This is a genomic window from Rhodanobacter sp. GW835-FHT13D09 (assembly GCF_058793995.1).
Genome location: NZ_JBXAGL010000002.1, coordinates 237,126 through 257,331 on the forward strand (window position 1 = coordinate 237,126; position 20,206 = coordinate 257,331).

Annotated in this window: 19 protein-coding genes, 1 other RNA gene and 1 riboswitch; of the genes, 10 read left to right on the forward strand and 10 right to left on the reverse strand. The window is 69.3% G+C overall.

All coding sequences use genetic code 11. The features are described from left to right. Positions 1-65: 65 nt before the first annotated feature. Positions 66-1,265 carry a methionine adenosyltransferase gene (metK, locus tag AC1Q5A_RS03905; RefSeq protein WP_492698505.1) on the reverse strand — a complete coding sequence of 400 codons (1,200 nt, stop codon included), beginning with the start codon at positions 1,263-1,265 and terminating at the stop codon, positions 66-68. A 164-nt stretch (positions 1,266-1,429) separates the two neighbouring features. After that, positions 1,430-3,718, reverse strand: coding sequence for a 5-methyltetrahydropteroyltriglutamate--homocysteine S-methyltransferase (gene metE, locus AC1Q5A_RS03910; protein ID WP_492698507.1), 2,289 nt, complete (start codon positions 3,716-3,718; stop codon positions 1,430-1,432). Positions 3,719-3,862: 144 nt separating this feature from the next. Then, positions 3,863-4,004, reverse strand: a riboswitch (cobalamin riboswitch). 177 nt (positions 4,005-4,181) lie between these two features. On the opposite strand from metE, the gene AC1Q5A_RS03915 reads away from it, so the two are divergent. The 6 genes from AC1Q5A_RS03915 (at position 4,182) to AC1Q5A_RS03940 (ending at position 8,954) form a co-directional block, all read left to right on the forward strand. Beyond that, positions 4,182-4,724: a carboxymuconolactone decarboxylase family protein gene (locus AC1Q5A_RS03915; protein ID WP_492698511.1), complete on the forward strand. Its 543-nt coding sequence runs from the start codon at positions 4,182-4,184 to the stop codon at positions 4,722-4,724. 21 nt (positions 4,725-4,745) lie between these two features. Beyond that, complete coding sequence (locus tag AC1Q5A_RS03920) at positions 4,746-5,870, forward strand: acyl-CoA dehydrogenase family protein (protein WP_492698515.1); 1,125 nt, start codon at positions 4,746-4,748, stop codon at positions 5,868-5,870. After that, entirely contained in the window at positions 5,870-6,034 is a 165-nt protein-coding gene (locus AC1Q5A_RS03925; protein ID WP_492698519.1) for a rubredoxin, read from the forward strand. Before AC1Q5A_RS03920 ends, AC1Q5A_RS03925 begins: the two co-directional genes overlap by 1 nt. 8 nt (positions 6,035-6,042) lie before the next feature. After that, positions 6,043-6,864: an ABC transporter ATP-binding protein gene (locus AC1Q5A_RS03930; protein WP_492698521.1), complete on the forward strand. Its 822-nt coding sequence runs from the start codon at positions 6,043-6,045 to the stop codon at positions 6,862-6,864. A gap of 33 nt (positions 6,865-6,897) precedes the next feature. Then, positions 6,898-8,100: an ABC transporter substrate-binding protein gene (locus tag AC1Q5A_RS03935; protein WP_492698524.1), complete on the forward strand. Its 1,203-nt coding sequence runs from the start codon at positions 6,898-6,900 to the stop codon at positions 8,098-8,100. Between the two features lie 71 nt (positions 8,101-8,171). After that, complete coding sequence (locus AC1Q5A_RS03940) at positions 8,172-8,954, forward strand: ABC transporter permease (RefSeq protein WP_492698526.1); 783 nt, start codon at positions 8,172-8,174, stop codon at positions 8,952-8,954. A 30-nt stretch (positions 8,955-8,984) separates the two neighbouring features. Here AC1Q5A_RS03940 and dusB read toward each other — a convergent pair whose 3' ends face one another. The 8 genes from dusB to AC1Q5A_RS03980 all read right to left on the reverse strand — a co-directional run bounded on the left by dusB (position 8,985) and on the right by AC1Q5A_RS03980 (position 17,099). Further along, positions 8,985-10,037, reverse strand: a complete 1,053-nt coding sequence (gene dusB, locus AC1Q5A_RS03945; RefSeq protein ID WP_492698528.1) for a tRNA dihydrouridine synthase DusB — start codon at positions 10,035-10,037, stop codon at positions 8,985-8,987. 46 nt (positions 10,038-10,083) lie between these two features. Then, entirely contained in the window at positions 10,084-11,190 is a 1,107-nt protein-coding gene (locus tag AC1Q5A_RS03950; RefSeq protein ID WP_492698530.1) for a PepSY-associated TM helix domain-containing protein, read from the reverse strand. Continuing rightward, a complete protein-coding gene (locus tag AC1Q5A_RS03955) occupies positions 11,187-11,324 on the reverse strand; it encodes a hypothetical protein (protein ID WP_492698532.1) in 138 nt (45 codons plus the stop codon). Before AC1Q5A_RS03955 ends, AC1Q5A_RS03950 begins: the two co-directional genes overlap by 4 nt. An 82-nt stretch (positions 11,325-11,406) precedes the next feature. After that, positions 11,407-12,666 (reverse strand): nucleoside permease, encoded by a 1,260-nt coding sequence (locus AC1Q5A_RS03960; protein ID WP_492698534.1) that lies wholly within the window; start codon positions 12,664-12,666, stop codon positions 11,407-11,409. A gap of 121 nt (positions 12,667-12,787) precedes the next feature. Then, positions 12,788-13,390, reverse strand: coding sequence for a uracil-DNA glycosylase family protein (locus AC1Q5A_RS03965; protein ID WP_492698536.1), 603 nt, complete (start codon positions 13,388-13,390; stop codon positions 12,788-12,790). After that, the gene (locus AC1Q5A_RS03970) at positions 13,387-14,760 is read right to left on the reverse strand and encodes an FAD-binding oxidoreductase (RefSeq protein WP_492698538.1); all 1,374 of its coding nucleotides are present in this window, start codon (positions 14,758-14,760) and stop codon (positions 13,387-13,389) included. The genes AC1Q5A_RS03965 and AC1Q5A_RS03970 overlap by 4 nt, the downstream gene beginning before the upstream one ends. A 58-nt stretch (positions 14,761-14,818) precedes the next feature. Beyond that, entirely contained in the window at positions 14,819-15,175 is a 357-nt protein-coding gene (locus AC1Q5A_RS03975) for a YraN family protein (RefSeq protein ID WP_492698539.1), read from the reverse strand. Then, a complete protein-coding gene (locus AC1Q5A_RS03980) occupies positions 15,069-17,099 on the reverse strand; it encodes a penicillin-binding protein activator (protein ID WP_492698541.1) in 2,031 nt (676 codons plus the stop codon). The genes AC1Q5A_RS03975 and AC1Q5A_RS03980 overlap by 107 nt, the downstream gene beginning before the upstream one ends. Before the next feature lie 81 nt (positions 17,100-17,180). Here AC1Q5A_RS03980 and rsmI point away from each other — a divergent pair, with 81 nt between their 5' ends. The 4 genes from rsmI (at position 17,181) to rsmH (ending at position 20,205) form a co-directional block, all read left to right on the forward strand. Then, positions 17,181-18,008 carry a 16S rRNA (cytidine(1402)-2'-O)-methyltransferase gene (gene rsmI / locus AC1Q5A_RS03985; protein WP_492698543.1) on the forward strand — a complete coding sequence of 276 codons (828 nt, stop codon included), beginning with the start codon at positions 17,181-17,183 and terminating at the stop codon, positions 18,006-18,008. Positions 18,009-18,099: 91 nt separating this feature from the next. Continuing rightward, an RNA gene (rnpB, locus tag AC1Q5A_RS03990) (RNase P RNA component class A) lies at positions 18,100-18,464 on the forward strand. Positions 18,465-18,789: 325 nt separating this feature from the next. Beyond that, positions 18,790-19,236 (forward strand): division/cell wall cluster transcriptional repressor MraZ, encoded by a 447-nt coding sequence (gene mraZ / locus AC1Q5A_RS03995; protein WP_492698545.1) that lies wholly within the window; start codon positions 18,790-18,792, stop codon positions 19,234-19,236. A gap of 42 nt (positions 19,237-19,278) precedes the next feature. Beyond that, positions 19,279-20,205 (forward strand): 16S rRNA (cytosine(1402)-N(4))-methyltransferase RsmH, encoded by a 927-nt coding sequence (gene rsmH / locus AC1Q5A_RS04000; RefSeq protein WP_492698547.1) that lies wholly within the window; start codon positions 19,279-19,281, stop codon positions 20,203-20,205. Position 20,206: the final 1 nt, after the last annotated feature.

A 20,206-nucleotide genomic window follows, 5' to 3' on the forward strand; every position in this document is an offset into this window, starting at 1 on the left:
ATTGAGCGAACAAGAGAAGGCCGCCCCGGAGGCGGCCTTCTCTTCACGCGCAAAGCAAATGCGGCTTACTTCAGCTTCGCATCCTTGCGCAGCGCCTCGGCGCGGTCGATCTTTTCCCACGAGAACGTGGTGTAGGACTTGCCGTTGGCGTCCTTGACCAGCTGCGGGGTGCGGCCGAAATGGCCGTAGCTGGCGGTCTGCTGGTACATCGGATGGATCAGGTCGAGCATCTGCAGGATGCCGTACGGGCGCAGGTCGAAGTGCTTGCGGATCAGCTTCTCGATCTTCTCGTCGCTGATCTTGCCGGTGCCGAAGGTGGTGACCGAGATCGAGGTCGGGTGCGCCACGCCGATCGCGTAGCTGACCTGCACCTCGCAGCGGTCGGCGATGCCGGCGGCCACGATGTTCTTGGCCACGTAACGCGCGGCGTAGGCGGCCGAACGGTCGACCTTGGACGGATCCTTGCCCGAGAACGCGCCGCCGCCGTGACGGGCCCAGCCGCCGTAGGTGTCGACGATGATCTTACGGCCGGTCAGGCCGCAGTCGCCCACCGGCCCGCCGATGACGAACTTGCCGGTCGGGTTGATGTGGATCTTGGTGCCCTTGTGCAGCAGCTTGGCCGGCAGCACGGGCTTCAGGATGTACTCGCGCACCGCCTCGATCAGGTCCTTCTGTTTGACCGACGGGTCATGCTGGGTCGACAGCACCACGGCGTCGATCGCGGTGGCCACGCCGTGCTCGTAGCGCAGGGTGACCTGGCTCTTCGCGTCCGGGCGCAGCCACGGCAGCGGCGAGTTCTTCCGCTTGCGGACTTTTGCCTGCTGCTCGACCAGGCGGTGCGAGTAGTAGATCGCCGCCGGCATGAAGTCCTTGGTTTCGTTGGTGGCGTAGCCGAACATCAGACCCTGGTCGCCGGCGCCCTGGTCTTCCGGGTTCTTGCGGTCCACGCCCTGGTTGATGTCCGGCGACTGCTTGCCGATCAGGTTGATCACGCCGCAGGTGGCGCCGTCGAAGCCGACGTCGCTGGAGTCGTAGCCGATGTCGACGATCACCTTGCGGGTCAGCGCCTCCAGGTCGATCCACGCGCCGGTGGTGATTTCGCCGGCGACGATCGCCACGCCGGTCTTGACCATGGTTTCGCAGGCCACGCGGGCACGCGGGTCCTGCGCGATGATCGCGTCGAGCACGGCGTCGGAGATCTGGTCGGCGACCTTGTCCGGATGGCCTTCGGAGACCGATTCGGAGGTGAACAGGTAGTTGGACATCGCGGTTTATATCCCTTTGTACGGATAGAAAGATAAAAGAGGTCGGTCATGATACATCGCTGCCCCCGGTTTTGCAGCCCGCGGCGATTCTGGTGACCACGGGGTTAGCACGGTGTTCAGACGTCTGGATGGCCGCCGGGCTGCGGCCCCGGCACATGGCCGGTTCAGGCGGCCGTGGCCAGTTCGGCACGCAGCTGGCGGGCACAGGCCAGCATGCCGCGCAGCGCCGCCTCCACCTCGGGCCAGCCGCGGGTCTTCAGGCCGCAGTCGGGGTTGATCCACAACTGGTCCGGGCGCAACACCCCGAGTGCCTTGTGCACGAGCTCGCCCATCTCGGCCTGGGCGGGCACGCGCGGCGAGTGGATGTCGTACACGCCGGGACCGATGCCGTTGGGATAGCGGAAGCGCACGAAGGCGTCCAGCAGTTCCATCCGCGAGCGGCTGGTCTCGATCGAGATCACGTCGGCATCCATCGCGGCCACCGCCTCGATGATGTCGTTGAACTCCGAGTAGCACATGTGGGTATGGATCTGGGTGGCGTCGCGCACGCCGCCGGCGGCGATGCGGAAGCTTTCCACCGCCCAGGCGAGGTAGCCCGGCCAGTCGGCGCGGCGCAGCGGCAGGCCTTCGCGCAGCGCGGGCTCGTCAATCTGGATGACCTTGATGCCGGCTGTTTCCAGGTCATGCACCTCGTCGCGCAATGCCAGCGCGATCTGCCGACACACGGTTTCGCGCGGCAGGTCGTCGCGCACGAACGACCACTGCAGCATGGTGACCGGCCCGGTGAGCATGCCCTTCATCGGCCGCCCGGTGAGCGATTGCGCATACGTCGACCAGCGCACCGTCATCGGCGCGGGGCGTGCCACATCGCCCCAGATCACTGGCGGCTTCACGCAGCGCGAGCCATAGCTCTGCACCCAGCCGAGCCTGGTGAACAGGTAGCCGTCCAGCTGCTCGCCGAAGTACTCCACCATGTCGTTGCGCTCGGGCTCGCCGTGTACCAGCACGTCCAGCCCGATTTCCTCCTGGAAGCGCACCACGCGCCCGACTTCGGCCCGCAGCAACTGCTCGTAGGCCGCATCGTCCAGCCTGCCGGCGCGGTGCGCGGCGCGCGCCTTGCGCAACTCGTCGGTCTGCGGGAACGAGCCGATGGTGGTGGTGGGCAGCGCCGGCAGTGCCAGGACCGCCTCCTGCGTGACGCGGCGCGTGGCGTAGGCCGAGCGGCGCAGCGTCATCTGCGGGCTCAGCTTGTGCAGGCGGGCACGCACGGCGGGATTGCACACGCCCGGTTGCTGCGCCTGCCGGTCGAGCAGGGTTTGCTGCGCCTGCAGCGCGGCCTCGGCTTCCGCATCGCCGGCCAGCGCATCGGCGTAGACGCGCAGCTCTTCCAGCTTCTGTCGCGCGAACGCCATGCCGGCGCGGCGCGCCGGGTCGAGCGCGGTCTCGGCGTCGAGGTCGATCGGCACGTGCAGCAGCGAGCAGGACGGCGCCAGCCACAGCCGTCCGCCGAGGCGCGCATGCGCCCTGCGCAGCAGCGGCAGCACGCGTTCGGGGCGGCTGCGCCACACGTTGCGGCCGTCGATCACGCCGGCGCTGAGCACTCGATCCGGCGGCAGCGCGTCGAGCACCGCGTCGAGCTGTTCCGGCGCGCGCACGAGGTCCACGTGCAGCCCGTCCACCGGCAGCCCGGCGGCGAGCGCGAGGTTGTCGCCCAGCGCGCCGAAGTAGCTGGCGAGCACGATCTTCGGGCCGCCGGCCGCGGCCAGCGCCGCATAGGCGCAGCGATAGGCGGCGTGGTCGTCGGCGTCCTGGTCGAGCACCAGGCACGGTTCGTCCAGCTGCACCCAGTCCGCGCCGGCCTCGGCCAGCCGGCGCAGCAGTTCGGCGTAGGCAGGCAACAGGGCATCGAGCAGGGCCAGCCGGTCGCTGCCGTCCACGGTCTTGGACAGCAGCAGGAAGGACACCGGCCCCAGCAGCACCGGCCGCGCGCGATGGCCCAGCGCCTGCGCCTCGCGCAGCTCGGCCAGCGGCTTGTCGCCGGCGAGGGCGAAACGCTGGCCGGCGTGGAGTTCCGGCACCAGATAGTGGTAGTTGGTGTCGAACCACTTGGTCATTTCCAGCGCGTGCAGGTCGTGGCCGCCGCGCTTGTGGCCGCGGGCCATCGCGAAATAACCATCCAGACGGTTTTCGGCGAATACAGGGCGGTAGCGCTCCGGGATCGCATCGAACAGCACGGCCGTGTCGAGCACGTGGTCGTACAGGCTGAAGTCGTTGCACGGCACGACGTCGGCGCCGGCGTCGCGTGCCAGTTGCCAGTGGCGCCGGCGCAGCGCGCGGGCGGTGTCTTGCAGGCTGTCGGCGCTGGTGTCGCCGCGCCAGTGGGATTCGAGCGCGCGCTTGAGTTCGCGTTTCACGCCGATGCGCGGGAAACCCGCATGAGTGACCAGTGACATGGTGTTGATTCCTCTTGCAGAAGTGAGCAAAGAGAAACGAAGGAGTCGGCAGGCCGGAGCCCGCCTTCGACCTTCGCCCCCGCGGGCGAATCGGCGTGTCCGGGCGGGGGTTTCCGCGCGGGCACGCCAAGTCGGACGAAAGCGCGGACGCTTTCGGCTGGCGCAGGTATTCGGGCTCGCGGGCAGGCCTGGTGAGGCCTGCCCGCCTACCGCTGCGGGGCAGCTCCGGCGTCTGTACCGGATTCCCTGCTATATATCTTTTTATACGGATAAAAGGATATTTAAACCAGCGGGGCCAACGATAGACGTGCCGGCGGGTGCCGTCAATGGCGCGATCGCGAGGGCGGTGGCCAGCCTCGTCACGCTCCGTGGTTATAAGCACATGGCATATGGTCCTTTGCCACCGGACGACCCGCATAGGCATGGTGGTAGCCGTCCAGACATCCATATGCAAGGTAGAGGCATGAGCCGCATCACCATACAAACCCCCGAAAGTGCGCCCGATGAGGCTCGTTCGCGCCTGGCTGCTGCGAAGAAAAACAGTGGCTTCGTGCCGAACCTGCTCGGTGTGCTGGCCAATGCGCCCACCGCCATCGAGACCTACCAGACGGTCAGCGCGATCAACGCGCGCAACGGCCTGACCGATACCGAGCGCGAGGTGATCCAGATCACCGCCGCCACCCGCAACGGCTGCGGTTTCTGCGTGGCCGGGCACACCGCCGTCGCGCGCAAGAAGCTGCAGATGCCCGAGCCGCTGCTGGAAGCGCTGCGCGGCGCCAACGCGCTGGCCGACCCGAAGCTCAACGCGCTGGCGCTGTTCACGCTGGCGGTGATCGAGGCGAGGGGTGGCGTCTCCGACGACGAGCTGCAGCACTTCCTGGACGCCGGCTACAGCCAGGGCAACGCGCTGGAGGTGGTGCTGGGCGTCAGTCTGGCCACCCTGTGCAACTACGCCAACAACCTGGCCCGGACACCGATCAATCCAGAACTGCAGGCGTTTGCCTGAAGCGGCCGCGGAGCAGACGACGTGAGTTCATCCAGCGCCATCGACGCGCCATTGCAGGCGATTGCCGATCAAATCCAGGCACAACTGCTGCCACTCGCCGGAATCATCGATAGCGAGGGTTTCTACCCGCAGGCGTTCCTGCGCGAACTGGGCAGCCTGGGCGGCTTCGGCGCGCATGTCGAGGATGCGCCTGGCGCGCATGCGCTCGACCTGGCGCGGCAGATCGACATCACCACCCGGGTCGGCAGTGTCTGTGGCGCGACCGCGTTCCTGGTGTGGTGCCAGTCCACCTGCGCGTGGTACCTGCAGCATGCGCCGATGGAAGCGGTGCGCACGCGCTACCTGGACCGGGTCGCGCGCGGCGAACTGCTGGCCGGCACCGGCATGTCCAATGCGGTGAAGCACCTGGCCGGGATCGAGAAGATCCGCCTTGCCGCGAGCCGCCGTGGCGACGGCTACGTGGTCAACGGCGTGCTGCCCTGGGTGTCGAACATGGGGCCGGACCATCTGGCGTTCGTGGCTGCGTCGGTCGAGGGCGGCGGTTATCTCATGTTCGCGGTGGATGGCCGCGCCGAGGGACTGGAGCTGCACCCGTGCCCGGATTTCGCCGGCATGGAGGGTACCCGTACGCTGAACCTGCGCTTCAGGGACGTGGTCGTCGGTGCCGACAGCGTGCTGGCGCATCCGGCGCAGTTCGCGGCCCATCTGCAGCGGATCAAGGCCGGTTTCGTGCTGGGCCAGGCGGGCATGGGTTTCGGCGTGGTCGAGGGCTGCCTGAAGACGTTGCGCGAGAGCAATGCCAGCCACGCCCACGTGAATGGTTTCCTCGACGATCAGGAAGGCGAGCTGCAGGACGCGCTGGATGCGCTGCGGGGGCAGGCCGTCGCGCTGGCGCGGCAGGCGCAGGCCGGTCCGAGCCCGATCCTGCCGGTGCTGAAGCTGCGTGCCGCGGCATCCGAGCTGGCCTTGCGCGCGGCGAATTCGGCGGTGCTGCATGCCGGCGCACGCGGCTACCTGATGCGCCATCCGGCGCAGCGCCAGCTGCGCGAGGCGGTGTTCGTGGCGATCGTGACGCCGGCGCTGAAGCACCTGCGCAAGGAGATCCATGATCTCGAGCAGGGTCGGCAGCGCGCCGAGGCGGCGTGATGGCGAAGTGGATGTGCGGGCCGTGCGGCTTCATCTACGACGAGGCCGCCGGGCTGCCGGAAGACGGTATCGCCCCCGGCACGCCGTTCGAATCGATTCCCGCGGACTGGGGCTGTCCCGATTGTGGCGTGAGCAAGGACGATTTTTTCCGGATACCTGATTGAAGGCAGACATGGCCACCACCACGACACCTCTGCATGCCGGCATACTGGATGCCAGCCGCATCGCCCTGAGCTACGGCCATGCCGACCACGCCGTGCTGCGCGACTTCTCGATGCAGCTGAAAGCGGGCGAGGTGGTGGCCGTGCTGGGGCCGAGCGGGGTCGGCAAGTCGTCGCTGCTGCGCGTGCTGGCCGGGCTGCAGGCGCCGGACAGCGGCGTCGTACGGGTGCTCGGCGAGCCGCTGCGCGGGCCGCATCCGCGGGTAGGCCTGGTGTTCCAGGATCCCTGCCTGCTGCCGTGGCTGACGCTGGAGGAGAACGTGGGCTTCGGCCTCGACTTCAAGCACCAGCCGGCGCTGGAGGCACAGGCGCGGCGTGCGCGCGTGCGTGCCGCGATCGCCGAGGTCGATCTGCTGCATGCGTTGCGGCGCTACCCCGGCGAGCTTTCCGGCGGCATGGCCCAGCGGGTGGCCCTGGCGCGCTGCCTGGCGCGCCAGCCGGAGCTGCTGCTGCTGGACGAGCCGTTCAGCGCACTGGACGAGATCACCCGCGGCGACATGCAGGCCCTGCTGCAGCAGATCACGGCGCGGCATCGCACCGCGGCGGTGCTGGTTACCCACGACATCGACGAGGCGCTGATCCTGGCCGATCGCATCCTGCTGCTCGGTGGCCTGCCGGCCGGGCTGATCGGCGAATGGCGCATCGAACAGCCGCGTCCGCGCGATGCGGTGCCGACCGAGTTGGCCCGGACAAGGGTGGAGATCGTGCAGGCCCTGCGCAGCGCCCGCCATGGCGACGCGGCCAGTGCCGCCGCCCGGCGTGCCGTGGCCTGAGCGCCCCTTTCCGACTTTCGAGCAGACCCGAACGTGAGCAACGAGACCGCCGACACCCAGGCTTCACGCCGCCGCTTCCTGAAGCTGTCGGCGCTGTTCACCGCGGCCGGGGCGCTGCCGCTGCTGCAGGGCTTCGAACGCGCGGTGGCGGCCGAGCCGGATGCGCCGGTGCGCATCGGCTATCTGCCGATCACCGACGCCACCCCGCTGCTGGTGGCGCATCAGCGCGGGCTGTTCCAGCGGCAGGGGCTGGCGGTGGAGAGGCCGCGCCTGTTCCGCAGCTGGGCGCAGCTCGTCGAGGCCTTCCTCAGCGGCCAGGTCAACGTGGTGCACATGCTCTCGCCCATGACGATCTGGGCGCGCTATGGCAGCAAGTCGCCATCGAAGGTGGTGGCATGGAACCACGTGTGCGGCTCGGCGCTGGCGATCACCGTGAGCAAGGGCGTCAACCGGCTGGGCGACCTGGCCGGCGCCACGGTGGCGATCCCGTTCTGGTATTCGGTGCACAACGTGGTGCTGCAGCACCTGCTGAAGGGTCAGGGCCTCGCGCCGATCGGCAGCGGCACGCCGGGCCCGAAGCAGGTCAAGCTGGTGGTGATGGCGCCCTCGGACATGCTGCCGGCGCTGGCCAGCGGCCGGATTGCCGGCTATATCGTGGCCGAGCCGTTCGTGGCGCTGGCCGAGACCCTCAGGGTCGGCAAGGTGCTGCGTTTCACCGGCGACGTGTGGAAGGACCACGCCTGCTGCGTGGTGCAGATGCACGAGCGTGACCTGGGCGAGCGTCCCGAGTGGTCGCAGAAAGTGGTCAATGGCATCGTCCAGGCGCAGGCATGGGCGCGTGGCCACCGCCAGGAAACCGCGCGCCTGCTGGCCAAGGATGGGGACGGCCGCTACACCCCCCACGCCTGCGAGACCCTGGCCAAGGTGCTGGCGCCGCCACCGTCCGACGAGGCGGCCTACGTCGCCGCGGGCGCGATCCGGCATCCCGAGTGGAAGCAGCACCGCATCGATTTCCAGCCGTACCCGTACCCCAGTTACACCGAGACGCTGGTGTCGATGCTGAAGAACACCTACGTCGAAGGCAGCAACGGTTTCCTCGCCGGGCTGGACCCGGCCTTCGTGGCGCGCGACCTGGTCGATGACCGCTTCGTGCGCAAGGCGATCGCGGGTTCGGGTGGCATGACCGCATTCGGTTTGCCCGAGGGCTATACCCGCCGCGAGCAGGTCAGCGCCTGAGCGGCCGCGCCCTGAAGGCAACGACGGCCGCCCGGGGCATTCCGAAAGACGTTGCACAGACTACGGACACCATGAACGCAAGCCGCTCTTTTCCACGTTCCAGCACCCGTGTCGGACTGGGCCTGTTCGGCCTGTTCGTGCTGCTCGTGCTGTGGTCGGCCGGGAGTCACTGGCTTGGTCGCAGCATGCCGCTGGCCAGCGCATTGGGCCCGCGCGACACCTTCCGCAGCCTGTATGAACTGCTGGCGCAGAATCAGTTGACCGGGCATGCGTTGACCAGCCTGAAACGCGTGCTGGTGAGCCTGCTGGCGGCGTTGCTGCTGGGCGTGCCGATCGGCGTGGCAGTGGGCAGCTCGCGCGTACTGGACAGCAGTACCAGTGGTGCGTTCCAGTTCCTGCGCATGATCTCGCCGCTGTCGTGGATGCCGATCGCGGTGATGGTGTTCGGTATCGGCGATGCGCCGATCTACTTCCTGCTGACCATCACCGCGGTGTGGCCGATCATCCTCAACACCTCGGCCGGCGTGCGCCAGCTCGACCCGCGCTGGCTGCTATTGGCGCGCAGCCTCAGTGCCAGCCGTGGCGAGCTGCTGCGACGCATCGTGGTGCCCGGCATCCTCGGCCATGTGCTGACCGGCGTGCGCATCGCGATCGGCATGATCTGGATCCTGCTGATCCCGTGCGAGATGCTCGGGGTCAGCTCCGGGCTGGGCTATTTCATCCTGGATACGCGTGACCGGCTGGCATACTCGGAACTGATGGCGGCGATCGTGCTGATCGGCGCGCTGGGTTTCCTGCTGGATGGATGCGCGCAGCGGCTGCATCGCTACTGGATCCACACGGATGCCGTCTGAGCGGCCCGATGCGCGTTTTTTTCCCGCCGCTCAGGCCGCCCGTGCCAGGTCGTCGGCCAATGCGGCGAAATAGTCGCGAGTCAGGCGCAGCTGTTCGCCGGCCGTTTCGGCGCGGTTGACCACCTGGCGGAATGCCGCGTTCTCCGGCCGGAGCTCGAGCCTGGACGCGCTTCCCTGCGCGGACACAAGGCGGCTATCCGGGCCGCACTGTTCAATAGACTTCAAGTACCAGCCCAGGTGCTTGCGCGCGATGCGCACGCCGGCTTGCTCGCCGTAGAACGCGTGCAGGTGTTCGAGGTGGCCGAGCAGGATCACGGCGACCTCGGCCGGCTCCGGTTCGGGCAGCAGTTCGCCGGTGGCCAGGTAGTGGGCGATCTCGCGGAAGATCCACGGCCGCCCCTGCGCGCCGCGGCCGATCATCACCGCGTCGGCGCCGGTGAGCTCGAGCACGTGCTTCGCCTGCTGCGGGGTACCGACGTCGCCGTTGGCCAGCACCGGGATGCGCACCGCGGCCTTCACCGCGGCGATGGTCGCGTACTCGGCCTCGCCCTCGTACTTGTCGGCGCGGGTGCGGCCGTGCACGGCCAGCGCGGCGATGCCGGCGTCCTCGGCGATGTGCGCGATGTTCAACGCGTTGCGGTTCTGCCGATCCCAGCCGGTGCGGATCTTCAGCGTCACCGGCACGTCCACCGCATCCACCACCGCCTTCACGATGCGCGCCACCAGCGGCTCGTCCTGCAGCAGCGCGGAGCCCGACCACACGTTGCACACCTTCTTCGCCGGACAACCCATGTTGATGTCGATCAGCTGCGCGCCGTTGGCGACGTTGAAGCGCGCCGCCTCGGCCAGCATCGCCGGGTCGTAGCCGGCAATCTGCACGCTGACCGGCTCGGGCTCGCCGGCGTGGTCCATCCGGTGCAGCGACTTGCGCGTGTGCCACAGCTTCGGGTCGGCGTTGGTCATCTCCGACACGGCCAGCCCCGCGCCCAGCCGCTTGCACAGCAGGCGGAACGGCTTGTCGGTGACGCCCGCCATCGGGGCGAGCACCAGCGGCGGGTCGATGCGGTAAGGGCCGATCTGCATCCCGCCATTGTAACTGCGCCGGTTCGAACGCGATGAGCCGCGCCGTTCAGCCGCGCCGCCGCGTCCGTGCGCGCCAGAACAGGAAGCCGGTCACCAGGAAGAACGGCGGCAGCACGCCGGCCACGGTCACGGCGAGCCGCCACGCCCGGCCGCCTACGCTGGCCGAGTGCAGTGGGTAGACCGCGTTGTTGATGCGCGTGCCGGGGCCGTCGGCGGTGGCGTCGTGGCTGCCCAGCACGGTGGCGTTCCAGGGGTCGAGCCAGATCGTGCTGCGCCCCACCGGGTGCCACTCGCCGGGGGCCTGCGCGCGGACTGCCAACTGGCCGTTGCCGGCTGTCGGCAGCGTCACGCGGTGCGGGGCGGCGCCGGGCAGGGCGCGCTCGGCGGCGGCCAGCGCGGCGGCCCAGTCGATCGGGGCGTCGCGCCACGTGATCGCCGCGGGCGGTGGCGGTGGCGCCGCCTCGGCGAACATCGCGCGCAGCACCCGGCCGGTGCCGGCGCCGTAGACCATCAGCGTGCCGGTGAGGCTGAGCAGCAGGATCAGCGGCAGGGTGAGCACGCCGGTACTGCGGTGCCAACTCAGCCAGCGCCGCGTGGGCGGCTGCGCGTGCGGGCGCAGACTGGCGGCGACGTGGCGTCGGCCCGGCCACCACAGCAGCGGCCCGGACACGAGCAGACACAGCACCAGCCAGCCGAGCATGCCCAGCAGTTCCTTGCCGGTTTCGCCACCCAGCAGGTGGGTGTGCCACTCGCGCAGCACCTGCAGCGCGTCGCCGCGCGGCGCGCGCGTCAGCAGCAGCTCGCCGCTGGCCGGGTCGAGGTAGCGGCGCGCGCCGTCGCCGAAATAAAGCTGCCAGACGGGCAGGCCGGGCAGCGGCAGGTCGGCCGCGCGCAGGTCCTGCGGCTGCCATTCCGCGGCGATGCGTGCGAGCACCGCCGCGCGTTGCGCCTCGTTGGGCAGGGCGTGTCCGGCGAGCTGCGGGTAAGCCGCGCGCAGCCATGGCTGCTGCCAGGCGAGCAGGCTGCCGCTGAGCGTGATCAGCGCATACGCCACGCCGACGCTGAGGCCGAGCCACAGGTGCAGCCGCTGCAGCCACTGCCGCACGCGTCCGTGCAGTCGCCAGGGTGTCGGTCCGGCGGCGGGCCTGCTCAAAACACGTGCCGCCAGGTCAGCGGGGCCATGCGGCCGCGGCGGGCGAAGTACGTATCGTTGTCGCCCATGGTCTGCACGACGTGGTTGATGTATCGGACGATCGCGCGAACGAGCGGGCAGACAGGGAACGGCATGCGGCCTCCGGTTGGTGGAGGCGCATGTTAAATGAAAATGATTTGCAATAACAATCGGCCGATGCGGCCGGATCGTCGCGGCTCACACGTGCAACGGCACCCTCGTCTCGCCGCGCACGTGCCTGTGCCGGAACAGGATCGCGAACAGCACCGCCACCACCAGCGAGTACCCCGCGAAGCTGATCCAGATGCCGTGCCAGTCCTTGCTGCCGTCGGCATGGGTGAACCAGGCGTCGATGATCACGCCGCTGATCGAACTGCCCAGGATCGCGCCGATGCCGTTCGTCATCAGCATGAACAGGCCCTGTGCGCTGGCGCGGATCGCCGGGTCGCTCTGCTCCTCGACGAACAGCGAGCCGGAGATGTTGAAGAAGTCGAACGCCATGCCGTACACGATGCACGACAGCACGATCATCCACAGCCCCGGGCCCGGGTCGCCGTAGGCGAACAGGCCGAAGCGCAGCACCCAGGCGAGCATGCTGATCAGCATCACCGTCTTGATGCCGAAGCGCTTGAAGAAGAACGGGATGGCCAGGATGAACAGGGTTTCGGAAACCTGCGAGATCGACATGATGATCGCCGGGTAGCGCACCGCGAGCATCCCCTTGTACGCGTCGACCTTGGCGAAGTCGTGCAGGAAGGTGTCACCGTAGGCGTTGGTGAGCTGCAGCGCCGCCCCGAGCATCATCGCGAACAGGAAGAAGATCGCCATCTTGGCGTTGCGGAACAGCGCGAACGAGGTCAGCCCCAGCGTATCCAGCCACGAGGTATGGCCCTGGCCGCGCAGTCGCGGCGGGCACTTCGGCAGGGTGAACGCGTACAGGCCCAGCACCAGTGCCGCGGCGGAAGCCACGTAGAACTGGCCGCCGGAGGTTTCCAGGTGCAGCAGGCTCACCGTCCACATCGCGGCGATGAAGCCCACCGTGCCCCACACGCGGATCGGCGGGAATACCAGCACTACGTCGGCGCCGTCGCTCTTCAACGCGTTGTACGCCACCGCGATCGCCAGCGAGATCGTCGGCATGTAGCACATCATGTTGAGCAGCATCACCCAGAACAGCGCGTTCGGGTTGTCGATCGAGGGCACGATGAACAGCACGATCGCGCCGCCGATGTGCAGCAGGCCGTAGAGCTTCTCCGCGTTGAGCCATTTGTCCGCGATCACGCCCATCAGCGAGGGCATGAACAGCGAGGCGATGCCCATGGTCGAGAAGATCGCGCCGAACTGCGCGCCGGACCAGTGGCGGTACTGGAACCAGTACGCGCCGATCGTGATCAGCCACGCGCCCCACACGAAAAACTGCAGGAAGTTCATCGCCACGAGGCGGAGCTTGATGCTCATCGGCCGCTGTCCAGCATGTCGGATTCCCCGGGGAAAGGCCGAGGGAACGGCCCCGTGGCCATGAAGCCCGGGCAGGGTAGAGGAATCGGCGGGCGGGCGGCAAGGCGCGCCGCGGCGCGGCTCAGCCCGGTGCGTGCAGCGCCGCGGCCACGCGTTCGCGCAGCACCGGCAGCAGGTCCGTTTCGAACCACGCATTGCGCGCCAGCCACAGCCGGTTGCGTGGGCTGGGATGCGGCAGCGGCAGCACGCCGTGCGCTAGGTGTTCGCGCCAGGCCAGCACGGTATCGGTGAGCGTGCGGCCGCGGCGCCCGCCGAGCATGCCGGCCTGCGCGTACTGGCCGATCGCCAGGGTCAGCCGCACCTGCGTCAGCCGCGGCAGCAGCAGCGGATGCCAGGCGGGCGCGCATTCGGGCCGCGGCGGCAGGTCGCCGCCCTTGCCGCTGCCGGGGAAGCAGAAGCCCATCGGCACGATGGCGATTTTCCCCGCGTCGTAGAAGGTGGGCTTGTCCACGCCCAGCCAGTCGCGCAGGCGGTCGCCGCTCACGTCGTTGAACGGGATGCCGCTCTCGTGCACCTTGCGCCCCGGCGCCTGGCTCACGATCAAGAGGCGCGATTGCAGCGACGCCTGCAGCACCGGACGCGGTCCCAGCGGCAGGTGCTTCTCGCAGAGGCGGCAGGCGCGGATGCGCGCCATCAGGTGCTCGAAGGATTCGTCCCGGCTCATGGCAGCAGCTTGCCGGGGTTCAAGATGCCGTCCGGGTCGAACGCGGCCTTGATGCCGCGCATCAGGCCCAGCGTCGCGCCCGACAGCGCCAGCGGCATGAACTCGCGTTTCACCACGCCGATGCCGTGCTCGCCGGATATCGTGCCGCCCAGCGCGATCACCCGTTCGAACAACTCGGGCAGGGCGGCGTACGCGCGCTCGATCTCGTCCACGTCGCGCGGCAGGAAGTTCACATGCAGGTTGCCGTTGCCGGCGTGGCCGAAGCTCACGATCGGCACGGCATGCTTTTCCGAAAGCGCGCGCACGCTGTCCACCAGCGCGGGCAGGCGCGACACGGGGACCACCACGTCCTCGTTGATCTTGTGCTGGGTGACCGCGCGCTGGGCGAACGACAGCGACTTGCGCGCGGCCCACAGCGCGCGGGTCTGCGCTTCGTCGCGCGCCACCTCCAGCTGCACCAGGCCGTCCACGCGGGCGGCGGCCTCGACCGCGGCGCAGGCCTCCTCCAGCGCATCGGGTGCGCCGTCCAGTTCGATCAGCAGCAGCGCCTCGGTCTCGGGCACACCGGCCTCGGGCTGGTGTTCGCGCGCCAGCTTCAGCGCCAGCGCGTCCATGAACTCCAGTGCGCAGGGCGTGGCCGGCTGCGCCATGATGCGCGCCACCGCCAGCGCGGCGCTGGCGGCGTCGCGGTAGCTGGCGCGCAGGCTGCGCAGCGCGGCGGGCCTGGGCGTGAGTTTCAGCGTGGCCTCGGTAATCACCGCCAGCGTGCCTTCCGAACCGATCAGCAGGCGGGTGAGGTCGTAGCCGATCGCGCTCTTGCTGGTCTGCGTGCCGCAGCGGAAGCTCTCGCCGGTACCGGCCACGGCGGCCAGGCCCAGCACGTTGTCGCGGGTGGCGCCGTATTTCACCGCATGCGGCCCGGCGGCGTTGCAGGCGAGATTGCCGCCCACCGTGCACCAGGGTGCCGAGCCCGGGTCCGGTGCCCAGAAGAAGCCGTGCGGCGCCAGCGCCTGCTGCAGCGCCTCGTTGGTGACGCCAGGTTCCACTACCGCGAGGCGGTCGTCCGGGGCGATGCGCAGGATGCGGTCCATGCGCATCAAGTTGGCCACCACGCCGCCCGCCACCGGCACCGAGGCGCCGGTGGAACTGGTGCCGCCGCCGCGCGCGGTGAGCGGCACGCCGTGCGCGCGGCAGGCGCGCACCAGTGCTTCGACCTGCGCGTGCGAGGCGGGAAACACCACCACGTCGGGCAGGTGTTCGTGGCGGGAATTGTCGCGGGCGGCGTCGCGCCGTTCGTCGGTGGCCGTGGCGAGCGCGTCGTCGGGAAAGATTTCGCGCAGGCGGGCGAGCAATGCGGTAGACAGGGGCATCGGCGAAGCGTAGTCCACTCGTGGAAAGAATTTGCTGCCTCAGATCAGCCGGGCCAGGTCAGCCGGCCTCGAATGCACCACGCCGCCATTCGTGTCGGATCGCGTCGGGCGGCCCGTCATAGCTGACCACGTCGAAGCGGCAGCTGCGCCGCGCGTGCTGCGGATGCGCGGCCAGCCAGTGCTGCGCGGCGAGGATCAGTTTCGCCTGCTTGGCCGCGGTGACCGAGCTGGCGGCATCGCCGTGGCTGGCGCTCTTGCGGTAGCGCACCTCGACGAATACCACGGCGTCGGCATCGCGCATCACCAGGTCAAGCTCGCCGTGGCGGGTGGTGTAATTGCGCGCCAGCAGCTTCAGGCCGGCGCGTTCCAGCTCGGTGCAGGCGCGCTGTTCGAAATCGTCGCCGGCGGCGTGCATCACAGCCCGGGACGGACTGGAAGCTGCCGCCGCTGGATGACGGGCTGGCCGGTGCGGGCGAGGCGGCCGGCGGTGCGTTCGACGGCACGTCGTCCATCTGCAGGCTGCCGCCCAGCGGACGGGCCAGGCCGTTCTGGAATTGGGCCCAGATCAGCACGCGGCGTACCCGGCCGAACTGGTCGGCGGTGAGCTGGCCGCTGGCGCCGGGCACGTAGCTGCCCGGATGGGCGCGCAGCCATTCCAGGTACGGCACCAGGTTCCAGGCGTCCATGCCGAAGGCGAACAGCCGCGCCGCGCCGCCGCGGGCGGCGGGCAGGCGGGCGGCGATCTCGTCGTGGTTCGGCAGCCCCGGCTGGGCGTTGAACAGCCACGGCGCATCGCAGAATTCCACGCCGTCCAGGTCGCGGTTGGACGAGGCGTCGTCGCTGCCTTCGTAGACGTGCGAGGTGGCGATTACCGGCAGCTCGACCCGTGCGATGCGCAACTGCGGCAGCAGCAGCCGCGCCTGGTTCGGGCGCATGCTGATGAAAATGCCGCTGTCGCCCGCCGTGCTGCCGGTGGCCGGGGCGCCGGCCGCCGCGGGCCCGGCGGGAGCGGCCGTTGCGGATGCGCCGGCAGGCAGGTGCAGGTCGGCGATCAGGCTGGCGTAGCTGGTGGCGCCCGGCGGCAGGGTGATCGTGCCGGCGAGTTCCCCGCCACGGGCGGCCAGTTCGGCCTTGAAGGCGCTGGCCGCACGCTGCGCGAAATCGTCGGTGGAGATCACCACGTAGACCCGGCGCAGACCGCGCTCCACCATGTGGTCGGCGGCCTGGGCGCCTTCGCTTTCCGGCAGCAGGCCGAATTCGCTGGCCTCGCCGCTGGGCAGCTGCTTGTCGTCCGGGTGGTTCAGTGCGAGCAGCGGCACCGGCAGGGTCGGCTGGCCGAAGGTGGCCGCGACCTCGCCGCGGGTCAGCGGGCCGATCACCAGCCTGGCGCCGTCGCTGGCCGCCTGGCGGTAGGCCTTGACCGCGCCGTCGGCGGTGCCCTGGCTGTCGTAGACGCGCACCGACGGGCGTGGCGCGCGGTTGCGCCCGGCGTCGATGTAGGCCGCAAAGAAGCCTTGGCGGATCGCCGTGCTGGCGGCCGCATAGTTGCCGTCATTGGGCAGCAGCAGGGCGATCTGGGCTGGCACCTTGTAGCCTTCGCGCACGTTCGCGTCGGCGCCGGGCAGCAGGGTGCCGACCGGCTGCTGCAGTTCCGGCGGCGGCTGGGCCACGGCGACACCGAGCCGGCTCAGCGCCTCGTTGACCCACGGCAGCATGCGGTCGCCGCGACGCATCGCGGCGGCGCGCTGCTTGAGCGAATCGACGCCGACCTGGCCGAGCAGGTCGAGGATCTGCTGGCGGTTCTGCGTATGGTCGAAGCCGCTCAGCTGGTCGTCCATCTGTACACGGGTGCGGGCGGCGCCCCAGTGGTCGCCGCTGGCTGCCATCGCACGGGCGCGCCACTCCAGCAACCGCAGCTGCAGCGGCGCGGGCACCGCCACCGTCGGCTGGGTGGTGAGCCGCAGCGCGGTGGCTGCATCGTTCCGGTCGAGCGCCAGCTCGGCGCGCAGCAGGTCCAGTCGCACCGGTTCGTCGCCGCTGAGACGCTGGCGCTTGATGCCGTCCAGTACCGGCGCGGCGCGGGCAAGCTGGCCTTCCTCGCGCCATGCCTCGGCGGCCAGCAGGCGGTAGCTGTCGGCGTGACCGCTCGATTGCGTGGCCAGGTTGAGGTAGGCCTGCGCGGCCTGGTCGTACTGCCCCTGCCGCGCCAGCGATTCGGCACCTTGTGCGGCGGCCATCTCGGCCGGCGAGCGCGGCGCGTTCGCCGGCACGCAGGCGGCCAGTGCCAGCGAAAACAGCAGTCCGGTCGCGACGGCGCGCGAGTGGCGCATGAAGCGCATGGGAAATCCCTTGTTCGTCATGGTCGTCAATGCGCGATCATAGCGGATCGGTTTGCCGGCTTACGGCGCAGGAGTTCGCAGATGTCATTAGAGCCAGGCTGCCTGTGGGTGGTCGCCACGCCGATCGGCCACCGCGACGACCTGTCCGCCCGCGCGATCGAGACCCTGCGTGCGGCGGCGGTGATCGCCGCCGAGGACACCCGCCACAGCCGGCCGCTGCTGGTGCATCACAACATCGATACGCCGCTGATCGCGCTGCACGAGCACAACGAGCGCGACGCGGTGGAGGCGATCGTGCGCCGGATGCAGGATGGCGATGCGGTGGCGCTGATCTCCGACGCGGGGACGCCGCTGATCAGCGATCCGGGTTTCCGGCTGGTGCGCGCCGCGCGCGCGGCGGGCATCCGCTGCATTCCGGTGCCGGGCGCCTGCGCGGCGATCGCCGCGCTGTCGGTGGCCGGCCTGCCCAGCGACCGTTTCGTGTTCGAGGGCTTCCTGCCGCCGAAGACGGCCGCGCGGCGCAGCCGCCTGCAGGAACTGGCGGGCGACGCGCGCACGATCATCTTCTACGAATCGTCGCACCGCGTCGCCGAAAGCCTGGCCGACATGTGCGACGTGTTCGGCGCCGGGCGCGAGGCGGTGCTGGCGCGCGAGCTGACCAAGCTGTTCGAGACCGTGCTGGGCGAGCCGCTGGGCGAGCTCGCCCAGCGCGTCGCCGCCGACCCCGACCAGCAACGCGGCGAATGCGTGGTCCTGGTCGCCGGCCGGGGCGAGGAGGCCGATGCGAAGCTGGCCGAGGGCCAGCGCGTGTTCGCGATCCTGCGCGAGGAATTGCCGCCGGCGAAGGCGGCGAAGCTCGCTGCCGCGATCAGCGGCGCGCCGCGCAAGGAGCTTTACAGAAGCGAGTGAAGAGGAGTGACGGTGGAGAAAAGCCGCTGTATCGGCTCCTGTTCTCTCTCGTTTCTCACTCCCCTCCACCCGCTCCTGTATTCTTGTCCACGGAGTCGGCCGGACAGTCGCGTCGCACGCAAGTGCATCGAGGAAAGTCCGGGCTCCGCAGGGCAGAGTGCCAGGTAACTCCTGGGCAGCGTGAGCTGACGGCCAGTGCAACAGAGAGCAGACCGCCGATGGCCTCGCAAGAGGATCAGGCAAGGGTGAAAGGGTGCGGTAAGAGCGCACCGCGTACGGGGCCAACGCCGTACGGCACGGTAAACCCCACTCGGAGCAAGACCAAATAGGGGAACGATAACGCGGCCCGCGTTGTTCCCGGGTAGGTTGCTGGAGCCAGGCGGCGACGCCTGGCCGAGAGGAATGACTGTCGCGCCGCAAGGCGTACAGAACCCGGCTTACAGGCCGACTCCACCTCTTCCCGCCTTCACCACCACCGCAACGTCCGTGTTGCGGTGGTGGTGAAGGCGTTTGCGTGAACGGCGATTCATCCCGGCCCGGGCGGTACGGCCCGATCCGGCCGGATTTCGCCCGATCCGGGCTCGAATCGGCATGGTGCGGTTTGAAAAAAATTCCTTGCTTTCAAATACCTTGCCGGTGTTCCTCAGAATATGCTGCATATATGGTCAGTATTCCGCCTTTACTCCTTGATTCACAAGCGAAATTCCCTTGACAGTCTCATGGGGCGAGATTATCGTGGGTTCCAGTGTGAAATCGTGGGTTTTAGTGGAGTCTACTGACCGTGTTCCAGGGCGAAACCGCCATCACCATCGACGACAAGGGCCGCCTGACCATCCCGACCGTCTACCGGGAGCAGGTCGCGGGCGAGTGCGCCAATCGTCTGGTGATCACCTACAACCCGTTCGAGTCGGGCTGCCTGTGGCTGTTCCCGTACGCGGCGTGGGAACTGGTGCGCGATCAGGTCAACGTGCTTTCCAAGGTGGTCAAGGCACATCGCGACATGCAGATGAAGCTGGTCGGCGCGGCCGCGGTGGTCGAGCCCGACAGTGCGGCGCGCATTCTGCTGCCGGCCAGCCAGCGCGCCACCACCGGCATCGAGAAGAGGGCGGTGCTGCTGGGCATGGGCGACAAGTTCGAGTTGTGGAGCGAACAGGAGCACCTGAAGAAGATCCGCCAGACCATCGGCGAAAGCGAGATCACACAGGCAATGGCGGAATTGCGCCTGTAAGGCGCGATCGGCATGTGGGCGGGACGGGAGCGGGAGTGCGGCATGGCCGAGCAAGTTTTGCGGCACATCCCGGTGATGCTGGGTGAAGCAGTGGAGGGACTCGCCGTGCAGGCTGGCGGGCGCTATCTCGATGGAACCTTCGGTCGCGGCGGTCACGCCCGCGCGGTGCTGTCGCGCCTCGGCCCCGACGGCCGGCTGCTGCTGATGGACCGCGATCCGACGGCGATCGCCGCCGCGCGGGCCGAGTTCGCCGCCGATCCGCGCGTGACGATCCGCCACGCGAATTTCTCCAGCCTGGCCGAGTGGGACGAGACCGCGACTGGTCTCGACGGCGTGCTGCTCGACCTGGGCGTGTCCTCACCCCAGCTGGACGAAGCCGCGCGCGGCTTCAGCTTCATGGCCGATGCGCCGCTGGACATGCGCATGGACCCCAGCCAGGGCGAGAGCGCCGCGGATTTCCTGGCCCGCGCCAGCGAACGCGAGATCGCCGACGTGCTCTGGCACTACGGCGAGGAGCGCCACAGCCGGCGCATCGCCCGCGCCATCGTGGCCGATCGCGATGCCAGCCCGTTCACCCGCACCGGCCAGCTCGCCGCGCTGATCGAGCGCGTGGCCGGCCGGCGCGAGCCGGGCAAGCACCCGGCCACGCGCAGCTTCCAGGCGCTGCGCATCCGCGTGAACGGCGAGCTGGATGCCCTGCAGCAGGGGCTGGATGCGGCGCTGGAGCGGCTCCGGCCGGGCGGCCGGCTGGCGGTGATCAGCTTCCATTCGCTGGAGGACCGCGCGGTGAAGCTGTTCTTCCGCGACCACTCCGGCCGCGTGCAGAACAGCCGCCGCGGCCCGCCGGTGCAGGCCGCGCCGGCGCGGCTGGCGGCGGTCGGCAAGGCGCAGTTCCCGTCCGATACCGAGCAGGCGGCGAACCCGCGCTCGCGCTCGGCCGTGCTGCGCGTGGCGGAGAAATTGTCGTGAA